The organism is Bacillus sp. z50, from assembly GCF_058313585.1.
Window position 1 is genome coordinate 230866 of sequence record NZ_JBZFQL010000003.1, and the last position, 20248, is coordinate 251113.

Annotated in this window: 18 protein-coding genes; 16 read left to right on the forward strand and 2 right to left on the reverse strand. The window is 34.3% G+C overall.

The genetic code is table 11. From position 1 onward, the window contains the following. Positions 1-29 precede the first annotated feature (29 nt). Entirely contained in the window at positions 30-1889 is a 1860-nt protein-coding gene (locus AC4G3N_RS10530; protein ID WP_491090150.1) for an N-acetylmuramoyl-L-alanine amidase family protein, read from the reverse strand. 312 nt (positions 1890-2201) lie between these two features. Next, on the reverse strand, positions 2202-2957 hold the full coding sequence (locus AC4G3N_RS10535) for an SGNH/GDSL hydrolase family protein (protein ID WP_491090152.1): 756 nt from the start codon (positions 2955-2957) through the stop codon (positions 2202-2204). Between the two features lie 155 nt (positions 2958-3112). On the opposite strand from AC4G3N_RS10535, the gene AC4G3N_RS10540 reads away from it, so the two are divergent. From AC4G3N_RS10540 to AC4G3N_RS10615, 16 genes are all read left to right on the forward strand, one after another. Beyond that, positions 3113-3856, forward strand: coding sequence for a YveK family protein (locus tag AC4G3N_RS10540; protein WP_148630462.1), 744 nt, complete (start codon positions 3113-3115; stop codon positions 3854-3856). Beyond that, positions 3846-4544: a CpsD/CapB family tyrosine-protein kinase gene (locus AC4G3N_RS10545; RefSeq protein ID WP_490552762.1), complete on the forward strand. Its 699-nt coding sequence runs from the start codon at positions 3846-3848 to the stop codon at positions 4542-4544. The genes AC4G3N_RS10540 and AC4G3N_RS10545 overlap by 11 nt, the downstream gene beginning before the upstream one ends. Positions 4545-4624: 80 nt before the next feature. Continuing rightward, complete coding sequence (locus AC4G3N_RS10550; RefSeq protein ID WP_491090153.1) at positions 4625-5389, forward strand: tyrosine-protein phosphatase; 765 nt, start codon at positions 4625-4627, stop codon at positions 5387-5389. 364 nt (positions 5390-5753) lie between these two features. Continuing rightward, on the forward strand, positions 5754-6629 hold the full coding sequence (gene galU, locus AC4G3N_RS10555) for a UTP--glucose-1-phosphate uridylyltransferase GalU (RefSeq protein WP_491090154.1): 876 nt from the start codon (positions 5754-5756) through the stop codon (positions 6627-6629). Positions 6630-6685: 56 nt separating this feature from the next. Further along, the gene (locus tag AC4G3N_RS10560) at positions 6686-8518 is read left to right on the forward strand and encodes a polysaccharide biosynthesis protein (RefSeq protein WP_491090155.1); all 1833 of its coding nucleotides are present in this window, start codon (positions 6686-6688) and stop codon (positions 8516-8518) included. Between the two features lie 64 nt (positions 8519-8582). Beyond that, the gene (locus AC4G3N_RS10565) at positions 8583-9713 is read left to right on the forward strand and encodes a DegT/DnrJ/EryC1/StrS family aminotransferase (protein WP_491090156.1); all 1131 of its coding nucleotides are present in this window, start codon (positions 8583-8585) and stop codon (positions 9711-9713) included. Further along, positions 9713-10360: a sugar transferase gene (locus tag AC4G3N_RS10570; protein WP_491090157.1), complete on the forward strand. Its 648-nt coding sequence runs from the start codon at positions 9713-9715 to the stop codon at positions 10358-10360. The genes AC4G3N_RS10565 and AC4G3N_RS10570 overlap by 1 nt, the downstream gene beginning before the upstream one ends. Continuing rightward, a complete protein-coding gene (locus AC4G3N_RS10575; protein WP_491090158.1) occupies positions 10350-10973 on the forward strand; it encodes an acetyltransferase in 624 nt (207 codons plus the stop codon). The genes AC4G3N_RS10570 and AC4G3N_RS10575 overlap by 11 nt, the downstream gene beginning before the upstream one ends. Beyond that, a complete protein-coding gene (locus AC4G3N_RS10580) occupies positions 10970-12058 on the forward strand; it encodes a glycosyltransferase family 4 protein (protein ID WP_491090159.1) in 1089 nt (362 codons plus the stop codon). The genes AC4G3N_RS10575 and AC4G3N_RS10580 overlap by 4 nt, the downstream gene beginning before the upstream one ends. 6 nt (positions 12059-12064) lie before the next feature. Further along, positions 12065-12961: an ATP-grasp fold amidoligase family protein gene (locus AC4G3N_RS10585; protein ID WP_491090160.1), complete on the forward strand. Its 897-nt coding sequence runs from the start codon at positions 12065-12067 to the stop codon at positions 12959-12961. Between the two features lie 17 nt (positions 12962-12978). Further along, on the forward strand, positions 12979-14148 hold the full coding sequence (locus AC4G3N_RS10590; protein WP_491090161.1) for a glycosyltransferase family 4 protein: 1170 nt from the start codon (positions 12979-12981) through the stop codon (positions 14146-14148). A gap of 14 nt (positions 14149-14162) precedes the next feature. After that, positions 14163-14726: an acyltransferase gene (locus AC4G3N_RS10595; RefSeq protein ID WP_491090162.1), complete on the forward strand. Its 564-nt coding sequence runs from the start codon at positions 14163-14165 to the stop codon at positions 14724-14726. 67 nt (positions 14727-14793) lie between these two features. Then, positions 14794-16041, forward strand: coding sequence for a lipopolysaccharide biosynthesis protein (locus tag AC4G3N_RS10600; RefSeq protein ID WP_491090163.1), 1248 nt, complete (start codon positions 14794-14796; stop codon positions 16039-16041). Between the two features lie 84 nt (positions 16042-16125). Then, the gene (locus AC4G3N_RS10605; protein WP_491090164.1) at positions 16126-17478 is read left to right on the forward strand and encodes an O-antigen polymerase; all 1353 of its coding nucleotides are present in this window, start codon (positions 16126-16128) and stop codon (positions 17476-17478) included. A gap of 52 nt (positions 17479-17530) precedes the next feature. Next, entirely contained in the window at positions 17531-18907 is a 1377-nt protein-coding gene (locus AC4G3N_RS10610; protein ID WP_491090165.1) for a UDP-glucose dehydrogenase family protein, read from the forward strand. Further along, positions 18882-19922 (forward strand): GDP-mannose 4,6-dehydratase, encoded by a 1041-nt coding sequence (locus tag AC4G3N_RS10615; protein WP_491090166.1) that lies wholly within the window; start codon positions 18882-18884, stop codon positions 19920-19922. The genes AC4G3N_RS10610 and AC4G3N_RS10615 overlap by 26 nt, the downstream gene beginning before the upstream one ends. The last annotated feature ends 326 nt before the right edge of the window (positions 19923-20248 follow it).

Below are 20248 nucleotides of genomic sequence, written 5' to 3' on the forward strand. Positions count from 1 at the left end.
AGGAATAATCGGAGGCTACAGGCTGGACATTATTTGTTTTTGAAATATACATTTAAGCCATTTAAAATACCTTGTGCAGCTTTTTTGTGATAGCTGGTTTGGGAAATGGTTTTTTCTTCAGCTGCATTTGTAAGAAATCCAAGTTCCAGCAAGGTGGCTGGTTGTTTATTACTCTTGATGACTTGGAAATTACCTTGTTTAACTTTCCGATTTTTCAAACCTGTAGCTTTAAACAATTCACCGTGTATAGCACTTGCCAAACTGCTATTTTGATAGTAATAAGTCTCTATTCCAGACGCTGATGGAGAATCTGGAGCTGCGTTGTAATGAATGCTCACAAACGCATCCGCTTTTTTGGAGTTACTGAGTGCTGCTCTGTTGGCTAATGAAATAAAGGTATCATTGCTGCGAGTCATGATGACGGTGGCACCGGCATTCTTCAGTAGGGCTGCCAATTGATTGGCTGTACTTAGATTAATATTCTTTTCCTTAGTTTTTAACTTTACTCCAATAGCTCCTGTATCTGACCCGCCATGACCAGGGTCGATGACAATAACTTTTCCTCGCACACTTTTGGAGATGATCAGTGTTTTACTTGTAATCCACCCAATCTTACCGGATGCCAGTTTAACCTGTGTAAAGCTACCATTTGTATTCAGTTTCATCACACTAGAGCTTTTAGGAACAGAAGCTAATACGGTAGATTTTGAGTCAGCATTCTTATACAGAGAAGTGTTGGCGTTGGTAACCAGGTACTCCGTTTTATTTGATACCGGCTGTGGTGTTTTCGTATTAACCGGTTTTTTAGTTGAAATATGTTTCAGAGCAATCCAGCCGATTTTGCCGCTAGAGGTTTTCACTTTTCCCCAAGTACCGCTTTTTTGCTGAAGGGTAAGGGCAGTATTTTTCTTCACAGTCGTGATAACTTTGGAAGACGTATCCGCCTTCTGACGTACATTTAAACTGCTAGCCGTAACATAATAGGTTCCAAGATTGACAGCAGGATTTTTAGTAGAAAGATAAGAGAGACTTACCCAGCCGACTTTACCGTTTGAAGTCTTCACTTTCCCCCAGGTACCACTTTTCTGCTGAAGAGTAACCGCGGCGTTTTTCTTTACTGTAGTGATGACCTTAGCTTTAGTGTTGGCTTTCTCACGAACATTCAAGCTAGTAGCTGTCACATAGTAGGTACCAAGATTCGCAACTGGTTTTTTAGTAGAAATATAAGTGAGGGATACCCAACCGACTTTACCGTTAGAGGTTTTTACTTTCCCCCAAGATCCATTCTTCTGTTGAAGAGTAACCGTATCGTTTTTCTTCACAGTTGTGATGACCTTAGCTTTTGTGCTCGCTGTTGCACGTACATTCAGGCTGGTAGCTGTGACATAGTATGTTCCAAGATTAGCATTAACTCTCGCGGGCTTTGATTTGGTTAGGCTAGAAGTAGGTACCCAACCAGTCACCTTTTTACTGGAATAATAGACTTTAACCCAGCTTCCAGTTTGGCCTTTTACTGAAACGGCGGTCCCTTTCTTGATAGTCGCAAGAGATATAGAAGAGGAAGAGGCCGTTTTCTTAATGGACAGGTTATTTGCGCTTGCATATCCCATCCAATTGACATATGTAAGATATTTGCTCATTACCCAGCCAGTTTTCTTATCGTATGTAATCTTGTTCCAGTTATTTTGTTCAGATTGAACCGTGACCACTTTGCCTTTCTTAACTTTTCCGATGACAGAGGATTTGGTAGATGCCTTAGAGCGGACATTTAGGACATCAGCATTGACTTTAGATGAAAAGCTGGCGGCATCTACTTTCTCTGGTAACAGAGTAATGATAAATGATAGCAAAATCAGCAAACTGGCAGCTTTAATAAAATATTTTCCCAAAAGTTCTTTCACCTCTTTTTTATTTATTCTTTTCTTTTCATCGGATGAAAGAAATAAATTTAAAGAGGTTTGTTAAAGAATGTAAAAAAACTAGGATGAAAATAGTGTTTTTTATCTTTTAAACGTGCAGTATCTCCTAAATTGTGAGGAGAAAGGATGAATGAACTGTAGATTTTGTTGATAACATAATCGGTTAGACTCAAAACAAAAAACACCCAAAAATGGGTGCTTAGGAGAATTTCGTCATAGATTACTGGTAACTTTATAAGCTTAATTAACACAAAATGTTAATTTATTCCTCAGAACTTCTAATTATATCCCAAATAACTTCAAGACCTCTTTACTCCAAACCTCTATCCCTTTTTCATTCGGAGCGCTCTTATCCTTTTTTAGGTAATCCATTAATTCAGCTTCATCTGGCCAAGCCTGCCAATGGTCAATATATGTATAGTCCTCCTCCGCTGCAAATTCCTTTAGGGCGTCTACTTGTGTTGAATAGATGGGACCATTTGGGATAGGATGAGTAGGCATAAGAATCACGTAAAGATCCTCATTGATCGATTGTAACTCTTCAATGATAGTAGAAATATTATCGTGGTTATCATCCACTTCAACATTGCCATTATCAGCTAGAGTCAGAGCTTCTAGAATAAGAACATCAGGCTTGGCATCCTGATAATTACTGATTAAGCCTTTTTCTATTAATTGAGTTGATGTGCCGTTGAAATCTATGAATGATACAGTAACATCCGACTCAAATGACCTTTGCAACTCTTGACTGATTGTTAACCCTAACCCGCTTTTTTGATCTCCCAATGCTTTCGATCCGGCTATCAAAATATTAGCTTTTTCATGCTTGCTGATCGCTTTTTCGAGAGCGCTCTTCAGGTCATCCTCTTTAACATTCTCAAAAGGTGAAGAGGTCTTCTCCTCTTTTTTTGGTACAGCTTGTTCTTTTTCGTTTTCCATGGCAACTGTTTTTGCGATTTGGCTGCTCCAGTAGTTTTGACCGAAACCTAGAACAAGGACGGTGAATATTGTAAGTAAAAGCATGGTAATAGATTTCATTTTTCTCCCCCCCCCCCCCCGAGTCGACAAATAATTTCACTTTATATGTATATATTACATTTTATTAGAAAGAATTAAATAAAATTTCCAAAAAACAGATGAAATTTTCCGAATTTGTTGTATAATACTTAATATTATGTTAAACGGAGGATGAAATGGAAGAAACTATTAGCCTGAAAGATTTGTTTGAAACCTTAAAAAAACGTGCATGGTTCATTATCATGATCACCGTTTTGGCAGTTTTAATAAGCGGAGTAACAAGCTTTTTTATTTTGACTCCAATCTATCAATCTTCTACACAGCTGCTTGTTAATCAGGCAAAAAGTGAAGAAGCAATATATAACAGCAACCAAGTTCAAACAAATCTGCAACTCATCGAAACGTACAATGTCATTATGAAGAGCCCGGCCATATTGGATAAGGTGATTGAAGAATTGGATTTGAAACTATCACTAAGCCAGCTCACCAATAAAATAACGGTAGCAAGTGAACAGGAATCACAGGTAGTGAATGTATCTGTTACAGACGAGGATCCGCATATGGCTGCAAAAATAGCCAACACAACAGCAGAGATTTTTAAAGAAGAAATCGTGGAAATTATGAAGGTCGATAATGTCAGCATCCTTGCAAAAGCAACGGTTTCAGAGAATGCTTCACCGATTAAACCGCAGCCACTTCTCAATATCGCGATTGCCATGGTTGTCGGATTAATGATTGGTGTGGGAATTTCCTTCTTAATGGAGTATTTAGATAACACGATTAAAACAGAACAGGATATCGAACGAATTCTGGATTTACCGGTGATTGGTGTCATTGGTGTAATTGAAGAAAGCAATGTGCAAATGGAAGGAAATGCAAGAACGAAACGAGCAGGAAGAGGTGAGCAACATGGCGCGTAAGAAGGGCAGACAGTTTGGAAACAGCAATCAGCGAAAGCTCGTTACCTATTTGGAACCAAAATCACCGATTTCGGAGCAGTTCCGTACATTAAGGACTAATATCCAATATTCCTTTATAGATGAAGAGATGCAAACGATTATGATTACATCTTCTGGCCCCACTGAAGGAAAATCAACAACAGCTGCTAATATCGCCGTAGTGTTTGCCCAACAGGGGAAAAGGACATTATTCATAGATGCCGACCTGCGTAAACCTTCTTCGCATTATACGTTCTCGTTTACGAACAACGTGGGATTAACAAGTGTATTGACGAGACAAATAGAGTTAGGTAAAGCAATCCAGATTGTAGAGCCTTTGGGTCTACATGTGTTAACAAGCGGACCGCTTCCACCAAATCCTGCTGAGTTATTATCATCAAAATCGATGAATGAATTGATTAATCAGGCGAAGGAAGACTTTGACATCATCATCGTTGATACCCCGCCGATCACAGCCGTTACAGATGCACAAATAATTGCAAATATTTGCCAGGGGGTCGTACTCGTAGTGAGCAGCGGACGGACGCAGGTGGAAGATGCTGTCAAGACGAAAGAACTTTTATTAAATACCGGTACTAAAATCCTGGGTGCTGTTCTTAATAACAGAAAAATGAAGGATAATACGTACTATTATTATGGTAAAAAATAGATAAGTTGCTAGACTTTTACAATAAATATTAGTAAGATAGATTCATTGATTATAAATAAACAAGAAGGGGTTGCTTTATAATGATTGACATACATAGTCATATCTTGCCAAGTGTAGATGACGGTGCACAGAGTTTAAAAGATTCAATGGACATGGCAAAGCTTGCTATCAGCGAGGGAATCAACACAATCATCGCAACCCCACATCATAAAAATGGTGCATACGAGAATACAAGAACAAACTTATTACCCGAGATTGATCAATTAAATGAACATTTGGAGAAAAGCCAGATTCCATTAAAGGTTCTACCCGGCCAGGAGGTCAGGGTGTACGGCGAATTGCTCGAGGATCTGGAGCAGGGCTTCATCCAAACAGTAAACAATTCCTCTTATCTCTTGATTGAATTTCCTTCAAATCATATACCAAGGTACGCAAATACATTATTTTTTGAACTGCAGAAAAAAGGGATCAATCCAATATTAGTCCATCCGGAACGGAATATGGCTATTGTTGAAAATCCAAATCTCCTCTATGAATTTGTCCAAAAAGGTGTCAGTACACAGCTTACATCCGGCAGTATCGCCGGTAAGTTTGGCAAGAAAATCAAGAAAGTATCGATGGATTTACTTTCCTCAAACCTGATTCATTTCGTTGCATCAGATGCACATAATGTCTCAACCAGACAGTTCTGGATGAATGAAGCATTGGATGAAATAGAAAAACAGTTCGGATTAGATCAAATCTATTATTTTGAAGAAAATGCAGAGTTACTCATTAGCGGGCAGATAATAATGAGAGAAATGCCACAGCCAGTCAGACAGCGTAAGTTTTTAGGGCTATTTTAATGATGAACCCAATTAGGTGATGCCTCCTAACCTTTATCAAGGGAGACACTCGGCCATGCTGTGGGAGGTTTAATAAGCTTCCTTAGATGCAAGTCATCAGTAGGATGGTGTGAGGGTGGGTTAGATGCCCATGTTTTTTAAAATTCATGTGAATTGATTATAAGTGTGTATAAAAAATTAAAAATAGCTATAAAAAACGTGCGATTAATTACCCCTAATATTGATTATGAAACATAGTAATTGTAATTGTCTAATAATTTTTAATTGTTTTTTGATAATTGAGAATTTATACCTAATTATTTTCCCTGAAAATGTAAAATTTATGATTCGTTATATATGGTAGTTGTGAAAAGGAGGCTATACCTTGCAAAAAGTTAGAAAAGCAATTATTCCCGCTGCTGGACTCGGAACGCGATTCCTGCCGGCTACAAAAGCAATGCCGAAGGAAATGCTACCAATTTTAGATAAGCCGACGATTCAATATATCGTTGAAGAAGCAATCGAGTCTGGGATAGAAGATATCATTATCGTAACCGGTAAAGGGAAGAGATCCATCGAGGACCATTTCGATCATGCGTATGATTTAGAGAATAACTTGATGGAAAAGGGCAAGTTTGATCTTCTCGAAAAAGTACAGGCTCCTTCCAAGGTTGATATTCATTATATCCGTCAAAAAGAACCCAAAGGACTGGGCCATGCAATCTGGTGTGCTCGTAATTTTATTGGAGATGAACCATTTGCAGTTTTACTTGGTGATGATATTGTCCAGGCAGACAAACCATGTCTACGTCAATTGATGGATGAATATGAAAAAACATTTTCTTCTATTATAGGTGTTCAGCATGTACCAATGGAAGAAACCCATCGGTATGGAATCATTGATCCGATTGAACAAAACGGACGGCGCTATCAGGTGAAGAGCTTTGTGGAAAAGCCTGAAAAAGGAACAGCGCCATCTGATTTAGCCATCATGGGAAGATATATAATGCGTCCGGAAATCTTTACATTCCTTGGTGAGCAAAACATAGGGGCAGGCGGAGAGATTCAGCTGACAGATGCGATTCAAAAGCTGAATGAAATCCAACGAGTATTTGCCTATGATTTTGAAGGGAAACGATATGATGTGGGGGAAAGATTAGGCTTCATTGAAACCTCAATTGAATTTGCACTTCAGGATGAATCCTTGCGTAAAGATTTATTACGCTTTATGGAAGAAAAATTAAAAGTGATAAAAAAATAAACTAATTGGAGATAGACCGGACACTTACCGGTCTTTTTTAGAGGAGAGGTTTGAACGTGACATACCGTAAAAGGTTGACCACATTGATACTAGTAGACTCCATTATCGTGTTAACGGCTATTTATTGCAGTTACCTTGTCCTCCACCCGTATTTGGATATCTTCAAAATGGAAACCTTATTAATAACCTCTTTAGCATTGTTAATCAGTCATCATGTGTATGCATTTATTTATAAACTTTATAACAAGGCATGGGAATATGCGAGTATTCGAGAATTAATGGCGATTGCAAAAGCTGTAACATTAACGATTTTAACAACAGCTATCATTCAAATGATTATTTTCCAGGATATTTACATACGGGCATTAGGGATAACCTGGATGCTCCATATCCTGTTGATTGGCGGTTCACGTTTTTCTTGGAGAGTATTCAGGGGCCGTTATATAGGCACGAATGATCTTGCAAAGAAACATACGTTAATTATCGGAGCCGGTGCAGCAGGAACGATGGTAGCCAGACAGCTGCTTCAAAAGGTAGATACTGATTTAGTACCTGTAGCCTTCATCGACGACGATCCATATAAACAAAGACTTCAAATACATGGTTTACCGGTAGTAGGAGAGACATCTGATATCTCTATGGCTGTTGCCTTACATGAGGTTGAAGTCATCATAATTGCAATTCCTTCCCTATCAAAGGGTGAGATAAAGCGGATTTATGAAGAGTGCTCGAAAACAATGGCGAAGGTTCAAATTATGCCGATGATTGAAGAAATCATGTCTGGAAATGTTTCAGTTACACAGTTTAGAGATGTAGAGGTTGAGGATTTATTGGGGCGCGAACCTATTCAACTAGATATTGACAGCATTTCTGAATATGTGGAAGGAAAAACCATCCTAGTTACCGGAGCTGGAGGATCAATTGGCTCTGAAATCTGTCGTCAAATATGCAAGTTTACACCAGGTAAACTACTTTTACTAGGCCATGGTGAAAATAGCATTTATTTAATTGATATGGAATTAAGAAAACAATATGGTGAATCGATTGAGATCATTCCGATTATTGCTGATATACAAGACAGAAGTAGGATATTTGATGTGATGGAACAATATAAACCGGACGTCATCTATCATGCAGCAGCACATAAGCATGTGCCCATGATGGAATATAATCCGAGAGAAGCTGTTAAGAATAATATTCTTGGTACTCGAAATGTCGCAGAAGGTGCAGATACATTTGGCGTTGGTACGTTTGTAATGATTTCAACTGACAAGGCAGTAAATCCTCCTAATGTAATGGGGGCAACGAAGCGCTTTGCTGAAATGATTATTCAGAATTTGGCAAAGGAAAGTAAGACAAGGTTTGTAGCTGTACGGTTTGGAAATGTACTGGGGAGTCGGGGTAGTGTAATTCCATTATTTAAAAAACAGATTCAAGCTGGTGGACCTATAACGGTTACACATCCTGATATTACAAGATATTTCATGACAATTCCTGAAGCTTCACGTTTAGTAATACAGGCCGGATCATTAGCTCGTGGAGGAGAAATTTTTGTCCTGGATATGGGAGAACCGGTAAAAATCGTTGATCTAGCTAAAAATCTGATTACTCTTTCGGGTTATTCCGTAGATGAAATTGGAATACATTTCTCTGGTTTAAGACCTGGGGAAAAGATGTATGAAGAACTTCTTAATGAGAATGAGGTTCAGAAGGGGCAGGTGTTTCCGAAAATCTTTATTGGGAAGGCGAAGCCGATGGAAAAGCGAGAGCTTTATGAGGTGATTGAGACGCTTCTTGATAAGGACTCGGATGAGATGAAGGATACGCTTGTGGGGATTGCTAATACGAAGTTTAGTGATAAGAAGTCGTTGGTAATTGGTTGGAAATGAGGTGGCTGTAGAATTCCGATCAAACTTACTAAAGTACAACTTAATAATGAAAGGAAAAATTTAGATGAATTCAACAAAATTGAAAGAAAGAATATTTCTCTCTTCACCACATATGAGTGATGAAGGATATGAGATGCAATATGTAAAGGAAGCTTTTGATACGAATTGGATAGCTCCTCTTGGAGAAAATGTAAATGGATTTGAAAAAGAACTAGCTTTAAAAGTAGGTTCAAAAGCGGCTGCAGCTTTATCATCAGGTACTGCAGCTATTCATTTGGCTTTAAAATTAGCTGGCGTTGGGGAGGGAGATATTGTATTCTGTCCAACGTTTACATTTTCAGCAACTGCTAATCCAATAATTTATCAAAATGCTACTCCTGTATTTGTTGATAGTGATTATGAAACGTGGAATATGTGCTCTAAAGCATTAGAAGAAGCATTCGTAAAATACCCAAATGTTAAAGCGGTAATAGTTGTCCATTTATATGGTCTCTCAGCAGATATGGATAAAATTGTAGAATTATGCAAATCGCATAATGTTGCCTTAATAGAAGATGCTGCTGAGTCTTTAGGCACTTATTATAAAGGTAAACAAACTGGTACATTTGGAAATTATGGGATTTTCTCTTTCAATGGTAACAAGATTATTACTACATCGGGTGGTGGAATGTTGGTATCTGATGATAAAGAGAGAATTGCTAAAGCTAGATTTTGGGCTACTCAATCAAGAGACCAAGCAGTTCACTATCAACATAGTGAATTAGGTTTTAATTATCGTATGAGTAATGTGGTTGCAGGGATTGGGAGAGGTCAATTAAAGGTTTTAGATAAAAGAGTAGAAAAAAAGAAATATATATATGAGTATTACAAAAGGGAATTAGAGATTCTTGAAGGGATTGAATTTATGCCTTCAAATGATTGGAATCAACCTAATTATTGGCTGAGTTCAATTTTATTAACCGGGAAAGTAAGGCCTATAGATATCATTAAGTCACTTGAAAGGGAGAACATAGAATCACGTCCTGTTTGGAAGCCTATGCATATGCAACCTTACTTTGAAAAATACGATTTTATCGAAACTAAGGTATCTGAAAATTTATTTTTAAATGGAGTCTGTTTGCCATCAGATACCAAAATGACAGAAGGAGATTTAGAAAAAGTAATAAAGACTATAAAAAGATTGTGGTGTGACTAATGAATGCCTCTAATAGGTATTATGGTTTCTATAGAAGATTTATAAAAAGATTAATGGACTTTATTCTATCTTTTTTAGCAATAATTCTATTGAGCCCAGTAATTTTAATATTATGGATTATGGTTAAAACAAAACTTGGTAGTCCAGTTTTATTTAAGCAAGAACGTCCAGGTATGGATGAAAAGATTTTTACTATGTATAAATTTAGAACTATGACTGATGAGCAAGATGATAATGGAAATTTACTACCTGATCAAGAGAGGATTACAAAATTCGGAAAATTCTTAAGAGCGTCTTCACTGGATGAACTTCCTGAACTTTTAAATATTCTTAAAGGTGATATGTCTATTGTCGGACCTAGGCCACTGCTAATACAATATTTATTACTATATGATAATCAGCAAAAAAGGAGACATGAAGTTCGTCCAGGTCTTACAGGTTTAGCACAAGTAAATGGTAGAAATTCAATTAGTTGGGAAGAAAAATTTAATTACGATGTTCAATATGTAAAGCAAATAAGTTTATTAGGCGATTTAAAAATTATATTTTTGACTATTAAAAAGGTAGTTGTTAGAGAAGGGATCACATCACATACTTCAATAACAACGGAACCATTTAGGGGTAATAAGAAAAGTTATGAAAAATAAGCTACTTATAATTGGAGCAAGTGGACATGGTAAAGTAGTAGCGGATATAGCAATTAAAATGAATAAATGGGATAAAATTGAATTTTTAGATGATGATACAAGAATAAAGTCCTCTATAGGTATTGATGTCATTGGACGTGTATCTGATACCTTTAAATATATGGATACCCATGAAATTTTTGTGGGTATTGGCAATAATGTTTTAAGAGAAGAGATTATCAATAAATTAGAGATTAATGGCGTAAATATTCCGATCATAATACATCCTCATGCAGTTTTGGCAGAAGGTGTACGAATTAAATCAGGCACCGTAATAATGGCTGGGACAATTATTAATAGTGGGAGTATAGTGGGCAAAGGTTGCATAATAAATACTGGTGCAATAATAGATCATGATAACATTATTGAAGACTTTGTTCATTTATCTCCTGGTGTTAAATTAGCAGGCGCTGTTAAAGTAGGCAAAGGAACTTGGTTAGGGATAGGAAGTGTTGTCATTAATAATATTAATATTACTGGTCAATGTAAGATTGGAGCCGGTGCTGTTGTAGTTAAAGATATAAAAGAAAGCGGAACATATATCGGTTTACCGGCAAGGAGATCTATTAAATGAAGAAGATATTAATACTAGCTAATAATGATGTCGGTCTATATAAGTTCAGAAAAGAATTAATTGAAGACTTGATTACTAGTTATCAAGTCTATATTTCACTTCCAAATGGTGACTTTATAAAGGAATTAGAACAAATAGGATGTAAATTTATTGAAACACCAATTAGTAGAAGAGGTACTAATCCCGTAAAAGATATAAGGTTAATTTGGAAATACAGAAATATTATAAATAATGTAAAGCCAGATGTTGTTCTAACCTACACTATTAAGCCAAATGTATATGGTGGACTAATTTGTAGGTTGAAAAATACTCCTTATATATCTAATATTACAGGTTTAGGTACTGCAGTTGAAAATGGTGGCTTATTACAAAAAATCACAATGTTTTTATATAGAATTTCTTTAAAAAAATCACAATGTGTATTTTTTCAAAATAGGGAAAATCAAGTTTTTTTAAATAAGTATCTGAAAATTAACGAACAGAAGTTGCTACCTGGATCTGGTGTTAATCTAGAGTACTATAGTATTTTACCTTATCCAGAGACAAAAAAAATAAATTTTCTATTTATTGCACGTGTTATGAAAGAAAAAGGCATTGAACAATATTTAGAAGCCGCTCGGTATATTAAAGAAAGATATCCAGAAACAAATTTTCATATTTTGGGATTTTGTGAAGGTGAATATGAAGATAGATTGAGAATTATGCAAGAAGAAGGGGTCATTATATATCATGGAATGCAAAATGATGTAAGAAAATTCCATAACATTTCACATTGCACAATACATCCATCATATTATCCAGAAGGCATGTCTAATGTATTGCTTGAAAGTGCAGCCAGTGGTAGACCCATTATTACCACTAATCGAAGTGGATGTTATGAAATAGTGGAAGATAGAATAAATGGATTTATAATGGAGCAAAAAAATAGTGATGATTTGATAATGAAAATTGAGCAATTTTTAAATCTAGATAATGATGAGAAAAGGCTTATGGGCCTATTGGGTAGAAAAAAAGTTGAGAAAGAATTTGACAGAAAGATTGTTGTTAGTTCCTATAAAAAAGAGATTGAGAAAGTCTTGAGGTGAAATGACATGGATTATAGGAAGGTTATAAAGAATAAAGAATTGCGATTTAAGATATTACATTTTTTAAGGTTTGTCCCAGATCCGTTGATTCTCAAACTACAATATAGAATAAAGATGGGGAGAAGTCTGGATTTAAAAAATCCTAAGCGCTGGACTGAAAAATTACAATGGTACAAAATCAATTATAGAACACATTTAATGACACAATGTGCCGATAAATATGAAGTGCGTGAATATATTAAATCTAAAGGATTATCTAGTATATTAAATAAGTTATATGCAATTTATGATGCTTCAGATGATATCAATTTAGATTTATTACCAAAAAAGTTTGTCATTAAGACTACAAATGGCAGTGGTACAAATGTTTTGTGTAAAGATAAATCACTAGTGGAATTATCAAATGTTAAAAAAACTTTAAATGAATGGATGAAAAGAGATAATTATTCGGTTGGTAGAGAATGGTCATATAAAAATCTAAGACCTAGAATAATTATTGAGGAATATTTAGAGGATAATAACAATCATTTTGAAGGTATAAATGATTATAAATTCATCTGTTTTAATGGCAAGGCACAATATATTGTCCTTGACGTCGACAGGCATTCTGATCATAAACGGAATATTTATGATACTAAATGGAACTATATAGACGTAAATACGGATTACCCTAACTTTGGAGATATTATGCCAAGGCCAGAGGGATTGGAAGAAATGTTAAGAATTACGAATATCCTTGCCGAAGACTTTCCGTTTGTTCGAGTAGATTTATATTGGGTTAATGGAAGAGTGTATTTTGGGGAATTGACATTTTACCCTTGGACTGGTTACGTCAAGTTTAGTCCTGATTCTTTTGATTTTGAACTAGGTAATAGGTTTATATTACCTGAACCAAGAAAGTGAAATGAGGATTATATAATATGGATGTACTATTTTGTCATGATGGTCCATTAAGAAGAGATGAATACAATGATTACTATGGAACCGCTCATAATGATGAAACTTTTAAACGCTATTATGGTATAGCTGATAAACTCTCTGTGGTAATTAGAGTGGAAAAAACTACTAAAGTCGAAGCAGAGGTAAATTTATCTAAAATAACTGTTTCTCCTTTTGAGGTTATAGAGTGTCCCAATATATCTAATTTAAAGGGGATTATATTTAGAAAAAAAGCAAAGAATGTAATAGAAGAAGCCGTAATAAAGTCTGATTACATAGTTGCGAGGTTACCTAGTTTTATAGGATTTGTAGCAATAGATTATGCTGAAAAATACAATAAACCTTATTTGGTGGAATTAGTTGCATGTCCATGGGATGCATTTTGGAATCACAGTTTACAGGGAAAACTTATAGCTCCTTCTATGTTTTATGCCACAAAAAAACGTGTTAGAGATGCTCCTTATGTAGTTTATGTGACAAACGAATTCTTACAAAATAGGTACCCCACGGAAGGTTACAATGTAAACTGTTCTAATGTAGCATTAAAAGAATTTGATAATTTAATTCTTGCAAAAAGATTAGATAAGATAAAAAAGAAACATAATGAATCTAAAATAATTCTTGGCACCACTGCAGCAGTAAATGTTAGATATAAGGGTCAACAGTATGTTATAGAAGCAATCGGTAGGTTGAAGAAAGAAGGTATCACTAATATTGAATATCAACTTGTTGGCGGTGGGGACCCAAATTATCTATTAACAATTGCAAAAAAACATGATGTAGTTAGCCAAGTAAAGTTATTAGGCTCTATGCCACACGATAGTGTTTTTAATTGGTTGCAAACCATAGATATTTATATTCAACCGAGTAGACAGGAAGGTTTGCCAAGAGCATTAATTGAGGCAATGAGTAGAGGTCTACCAGCAATAGGAGCGAGAACAGCAGGTATACCAGAATTATTAGATAGTCAATTCATATTTAGTAATACTAAAAATAATATTAATGAGATATGTAAGATATTAAAAAAGCTCAATAAAGATACATTATTAACACAATCAAAACGTAATTATAATGAATCTAAAAAGTACGATAAAGAGATAATTGAAAAAAGAAGAAAACAGTTTTTTGTCGATTTTAAGGAACAAAGATAGGAGGAAGTTGATTTTTGACATATATTAAATCATTCTTAAGGAGATTATTTGCATTCCTGTATTTATGTATTATGAAAATTTTTTATTTAAAGAGATTTAGATTCCATCCACTTCAGATTATCTCGCTCTCAACAAAATTTGTTATTAACGGAAAGGGGAATATATCCTTCGGAAGAAAGGTTGGAACACGAAGAAATGTAGAATTTAGAGTATCTGATGGAGGTCAAATAATTGTAGGTGATAATTCATTTTTTAATAATGGATGCTTGATTAATAGTATGGAGCAGATCATTATTGGTTCAAATACTCAATTAGGTCCCAATGTTTTAGTTTATGATCATGATCATGATTTTAGGGTAAGAGGTGGTATACCAATTGGAAAGTTTAAAAAATCACCTATAACTATAGGGAATAATGTTTGGATTGGTTCTGGTTGTGTCATATTAAAAGGTACTACTATTGGAGATAATTGTGTTGTTGCAGCGGGTTCTATTTTAAAAGGATCATATTCTTCTGACAAAATAATTATGCAAAAGCGAGAGACTACAATCTATGAGATAAAAGAAAATTCAGAATGATAAATAGCGATAATCCTCATTAGTGATTAATCTTAAGTAATTAATATAATCAAAGCGAGTAAAATAAATGAGAATAATAAAAAATGTATCTTGGAGTTTTGGTTCAAATTTGTTGGTTTCTTTTACAAAATGGCTAATATTAATTGTTATAGCAAGGATATTAACACCAGAGGATGTAGGAGCATACTCATTAGCATTTGCTATTAGTTCTCCCATAGTCCTGTTTTCAAATATGAAATTACGATCATTATTTATAACGTTGGATAACAACCGTTTTAGTGATTATATTTTTTCTAGAAATTTGTTAAATATATTTGTTTTGATCATATTGATTTTAATTGCCACTTTTATATATCCAAAATATTTTTATGTAATTATCCTAGTAGGATTATCTAAGATATTTGACTTACAATCCGATATGTATTATGCGATACCACATAAAAATGAAGATATAAATTATATAGGTAAAATAATGATCTTGAAACATATAATTACCTTTTTTGCTTTTTTTATTATTTTATTATTAACAGAAAATCTTTTGATTTCTTTGCTTGTACAACTTATTGTACAAATATTATTTTTGGTATTTGTAGAAATAAAAAAGATTAGTTTAAGATATAATCTAAAAAAGAGTATATTCACATTTAGTAATATAAGAAAAATAATTATAATTGGATTGCCGTTAGGTTTTGTACAAATGATTTTTTCTTTTAATTCATTTTATCCAAGGTATCTTTTAGAGTTTTTAGTTTCAACGGAAGTACTAGGATATTTTTCTGCGTTGTCATATATTCTAGTCATAGGAAATACTATGATGACAGCTGTTTCTCAAAACTTCTTACCGATATTATCCAGAAAAATCAAGTTAAAACAATATAAAGCTGTAAAAAGAGATATATTTATAAAATTAAATGTTTTCTCTTTAACTTTGGGTGTTTTATTAGTTGGATTTTCTTATTATTTTGGTGATGTATTTTTAAATATAGTATATGGTTCTGGCTATTCTGATTACAGCAATGTGTTATTACTTTTAAGTATTGGCTTGGCTATTAACTTTTTTAGCTGGAATTTTGATACAGCGTTACTAGCTTTGAATTATATTAGCGTACAACCTAAGATATCAATAGTCGTATTAATTATAAATTTATTATCAGGATACTTATTAATTAAAGGATATGGGATGTTGGGTGCTTGTTATACAATTATTATAACAAATAGTATTCAACTAGTTTTAAGAGCTATTTTTGTGACAATAAAATTAAAGGCAATCAGTAATAATAAATTTGTCAAGAAAGTTATAGATACTAATGTTTAAATATTAAATTAAACAATATTTTTTACTCGTAAAGTATAGTTTTAATTGGGTGCAACAAATATACATTAGAAGATAGGGGATCTTTTGAATATTAAAATTAGTTATTTATTCAATTTCATTTTAATTGTATTTGTATTAATATCTTTCTTGTTTCTTCAATATACCGACGAATTATGGGGAGGAATAGTTGGCCTAGCTATTTTGGTAATGTTATCAATGTTTATTTCAAAGCTTGACTTACTTCATCCATTAACTTGGTTCCCTCCATTATTTTTCTTATACTCAGCTTCTGTACCTATTTTAGTGGGAACTGGAGATATTTTATATAGAAATGGTTTAAAAGAAACAATGTTGTTGGAATGGGTAGGCTTGGTATCTTTTATAATGGTCTTTGGAACCAAGAATTATAAGTATAACAAAATAAATAGGGCGGAAACATTAAAGAATTTAGAGATAATTTTATATCCAACACACTTTGTTTCATTATTATTGACAATAATTTATCTTGTCTATATATATTCGAATGGTTTAGACAGTAAATATTCTATAGCTTTAGATCAATCATCAATTAGTATTTTAAAACCATTTTTTTCTATATATATATTAACTTTTATTTTATTAATGGGTAATAGTTTGGTGATAAAAAAGAAGTACCCTAAGAACCTGATGATTTTTACTATTATTTATTCCTTTATTGCATTATTAATTATTGGTGAACGTGACCTAATACTAAAAGTTATTCTTAGCATTCTATTCCTTACTCATATGTTATATAAAAAGATACCAAGAAAAAAAATTATTGTTATGGGATTAATTATATTGTTGGTTATTCCTGTATTAGGGGATTTAAAAAGTGCAGCTTTTGATAAAGATACGATTAATGAGGGGGAAGAACAAAGTATACTTTATGAAATTTTAGGAAGTGAATTTATTGCTGCATCAAGAAACCTAAATGTATTAGTAAATGAAAAAGCTACTTGGTCCTATTTTAAAGGAGAAACTTTTTTGTGGGATATACAAGTAGCCTTTTTTAATGGTTCAGATTCCGCTCTAAAATGGTTTAATGAAACCTTTTATCCTAACTTGGTTGCAAGAGGAGGGGGTAATGGATTTACTCTAGTGGGAGAGGGATATATAAATTTTGGTATATTTGGTGTTGTAATGGTGTTCGTTGCCTTGGGGTTATTTGTTAAATTTTTATATATTAAAGCTATTAACAGTATAATGTGGTTAGCAATATATATATCATCTATCCCAATTATTGTTTATTTAAATCGGGCAGACCTGGCCACCTTATTAGCTCAAGTAACTAAGCATATAGTTCTACCTATTATCATTATATATATACTTAAATCTATAATAGAAAAAGCGGCTGGGGATTTAGGGGAATATCCAAATGTGAAACAAAAAAATACATTTCAGAATTATAAAAATTAACTTATTAATATATCTATAGATTTAAACAATAAATAAAAAAGGAAGCGAAATAATGTATAAAATAGCCGTAGCAGGTACAGGGTATGTCGGTCTAGTCGCAGGAGTATGCTTCGCAGAAGTGGGACAACAAGTTACATGTGTTGACATTGATCAAGAAAAAGTAAATAAAATGAAACAAGGCATCTCGCCCATTTATGAGGCAGATTTAGAACAGTTGATGCAGAAGAATTATACTGCAGGAAGATTGGAATATACAACTGATTATGAATCGGCTTATAAAGAGGCAGATGCCATTTTTATTGGAGTCGGAACTCCAGAGCAGCCGGATGGATCAGCAAATCTTTCCCATATAGCAACTGTTGCAAGGCAAATTGCTGAAAATGTGGAAAAGGATTGTTTGGTTGTTGTTAAATCTACTGTTCCGGTTGGGACAAATGATAAAGTTGAACAGTTTATTAATGATTTTTTAAAGAATGATGTAAAGATAGAGGTTGCCTCTAATCCCGAGTTCTTAGCGCAAGGATCAGCGGTACGTGATACTTTACATGCAGAACGAATCATTATTGGAACCGAAAGTAAATGGGCAGAAGAAATGCTTATGGAAATCTATAAGCCATTTCATCTGCCCATTGTTTCTGTTAACAGAAGATCAGCCGAAATGATTAAATATGCATCCAATGACTTCTTGGCTCTTAAAATATCCTATATGAATGATATTGCTAACTTGTGTGAATTAGTTGGGGCTGATATACAGGATGTTGCTAAAGGTATGAGCTATGATGAAAGAATCGGAAGTAAGTTTCTTAATGCGGGCATTGGCTATGGAGGTTCATGTTTCCCTAAAGATACAAAAGCCTTGGAGTATATTGCAAGGCAAAATGGTTATGAGTTGAAAACTATTAAGGCTGCCATTGATGTGAATAAAGAGCAAAAAACAATGTTATATAAAAAAGCGAGCAAGCGACTCATCACTTTTAATGGACTTAAGGTTGCTGTGCTGGGATTAACCTTTAAACCTGGAACTGATGATTTGCGAGAAGCCCCTGCTTTAGACAATATTCCTCTGTTGTTGGAAAATGGAGCTAACGTGTATGCTTATGATCCAGTAGGTGTCTATAATTTCTCTAAATCGTATCCTGAAGGAGCTAATGGTCAAGGTACGATGACATATGTAGGTAATCCAGAGGAGGCACTTGAGGATGCTAATGTTTGCTTTATCTTTACGGAGTGGGGAGAAGTTAAAGCTTTGGCGCCTCATAAATACAAAGAACTAATGAGAACCTCTTTAGTATTTGATGGACGAAATATATATGATGTCAATGATATGCATGAGGCTGGAGTTGAATATCATTCCATTGGAAGACAAGCAGTTGTTCGAGATGCGAAAAGAGAGTTGGGAAATCATGAGTTACAAAACACCAGATCTTAATAAGGTTTATCTTATAACCGGTGCTGCTGGTTTTGTAGGTTCTTATTTATCTAAGAAATTGTTGGAACAAGGATGTTGTGTGGTTGGTATTGATAATTTAAATGACTACTATGATATTAAATTGAAAAGGAATAGGCTAAGTTCATTACAGGATCATCCATCTTTTACATTCTTGAAAATTGACCTATCAGATAAAATTGCATTGGAAAATGTATTTAAGCAGCATCAGCCTAATATTGTGGTTAATCTGGCAGCACAGGCAGGAGTACGCTATAGTATTACAAATCCGGAGGCCTATATTAATTCGAATTTAATTGGCTTCTATAATATTCTAGAATGTTGCCGTCATTCCTATGATACTGGTAATACGCCTGTAGAGCATTTATTGTATGCATCCAGTAGTTCAGTTTATGGAGCAAATAAGAAGACACCATTTTCAGTGGAAGATAGAACTGATGACCCGGTTTCCTTATATGCTGCCACGAAGAAGAGTAATGAATTAATGGCTCGGGCTTATAGCAACTTATATAAGATCCCGGCGACAGGATTACGCTTTTTTACAGTTTACGGCCCATTGGGTAGACCGGATATGGCTTACTTCGGATTTGCTGACAAGATATTTGCAGGTGAACCTATTAAAGTCTTTAATCAGGGCGATATGATGAGGGACTTTACCTATATTGATGATATTATCGAATCAATGGAAAGAATGCTCAATCATCCACCGGTACAGGATGAAAATGGTGTACCTCATATGGTTTATAACATAGGTAACTCAAATCCTGAACAATTGATGTATTTCATTGAAACCTTGGAAAAATGCTTAAGCAAAGCAGCGGGCAGAGAAATTGTAGCTGAAAAAGAATATCTTCCGATGCAGCCTGGTGATGTATATGCGACTTATGCAGATACAACTCCACTTGCTAATGCATTTGATTTTAAACCAAGTACCTCTATTGGGGAAGGTTTGCAAAAGTTCGCGGATTGGTATGTGGATTATTATAAGGTCAAATAGTAGTATGATTTAACCCTCCATTTATTTTGGAGGGTTTATTTTTATGTGAATTAATATTAATGAGAAGAGTAAGTAGTGTACTCTTACCTCTAATATTATGTAAGTAAGAGTACAAAAAGTGTATTGAAGTGAAACTGATTTTGATACTCCATTTTACTCCCTGAATAAAATAATAGAAAGTAAACAAGCGGAGAAATTGAAAATATCCTTTTCTGCGTAATTACCTCAAAAATCTTCTATTCTGGAACTCCTAATATAGGTTTCTTTCCAACCCATCAATCACGTCATATTCCATAAATAAGTAGAACGGGAGTTAATTCCATCCC

Excerpts from the sequence above, each read along its gene's own strand:
- AC4G3N_RS10565 (WP_491090156.1), top strand. The coding sequence starts at position 8,583 with ATGAATTCAACAAAATTGAAAGAAAGAATATTTCTCTCTTCACCACAT.
- AC4G3N_RS10545 (WP_490552762.1), top strand. The coding sequence starts at position 3,846 with ATGGCGCGTAAGAAGGGCAGACAGTTTGGAAACAGCAATCAGCGAAAG.
- AC4G3N_RS10610 (WP_491090165.1), top strand. The coding sequence starts at position 17,531 with ATGTATAAAATAGCCGTAGCAGGTACAGGGTATGTCGGTCTAGTCGCA.
- AC4G3N_RS10570 (WP_491090157.1), top strand. The coding sequence starts at position 9,713 with ATGAATGCCTCTAATAGGTATTATGGTTTCTATAGAAGATTTATAAAA.
- AC4G3N_RS10540 (WP_148630462.1), top strand. The coding sequence starts at position 3,113 with ATGGAAGAAACTATTAGCCTGAAAGATTTGTTTGAAACCTTAAAAAAA.
- AC4G3N_RS10600 (WP_491090163.1), top strand. The coding sequence starts at position 14,794 with ATGAGAATAATAAAAAATGTATCTTGGAGTTTTGGTTCAAATTTGTTG.
- AC4G3N_RS10575 (WP_491090158.1), top strand. The coding sequence starts at position 10,350 with ATGAAAAATAAGCTACTTATAATTGGAGCAAGTGGACATGGTAAAGTA.
- AC4G3N_RS10550 (WP_491090153.1), top strand. The coding sequence starts at position 4,625 with ATGATTGACATACATAGTCATATCTTGCCAAGTGTAGATGACGGTGCA.
- AC4G3N_RS10590 (WP_491090161.1), top strand. The coding sequence starts at position 12,979 with ATGGATGTACTATTTTGTCATGATGGTCCATTAAGAAGAGATGAATAC.
- AC4G3N_RS10615 (WP_491090166.1), top strand. The coding sequence starts at position 18,882 with ATGAGTTACAAAACACCAGATCTTAATAAGGTTTATCTTATAACCGGT.
- AC4G3N_RS10580 (WP_491090159.1), top strand. The coding sequence starts at position 10,970 with ATGAAGAAGATATTAATACTAGCTAATAATGATGTCGGTCTATATAAG.
- AC4G3N_RS10535 (WP_491090152.1), bottom strand. The coding sequence starts at position 2,957 with ATGAAATCTATTACCATGCTTTTACTTACAATATTCACCGTCCTTGTT.
- AC4G3N_RS10585 (WP_491090160.1), top strand. The coding sequence starts at position 12,065 with ATGGATTATAGGAAGGTTATAAAGAATAAAGAATTGCGATTTAAGATA.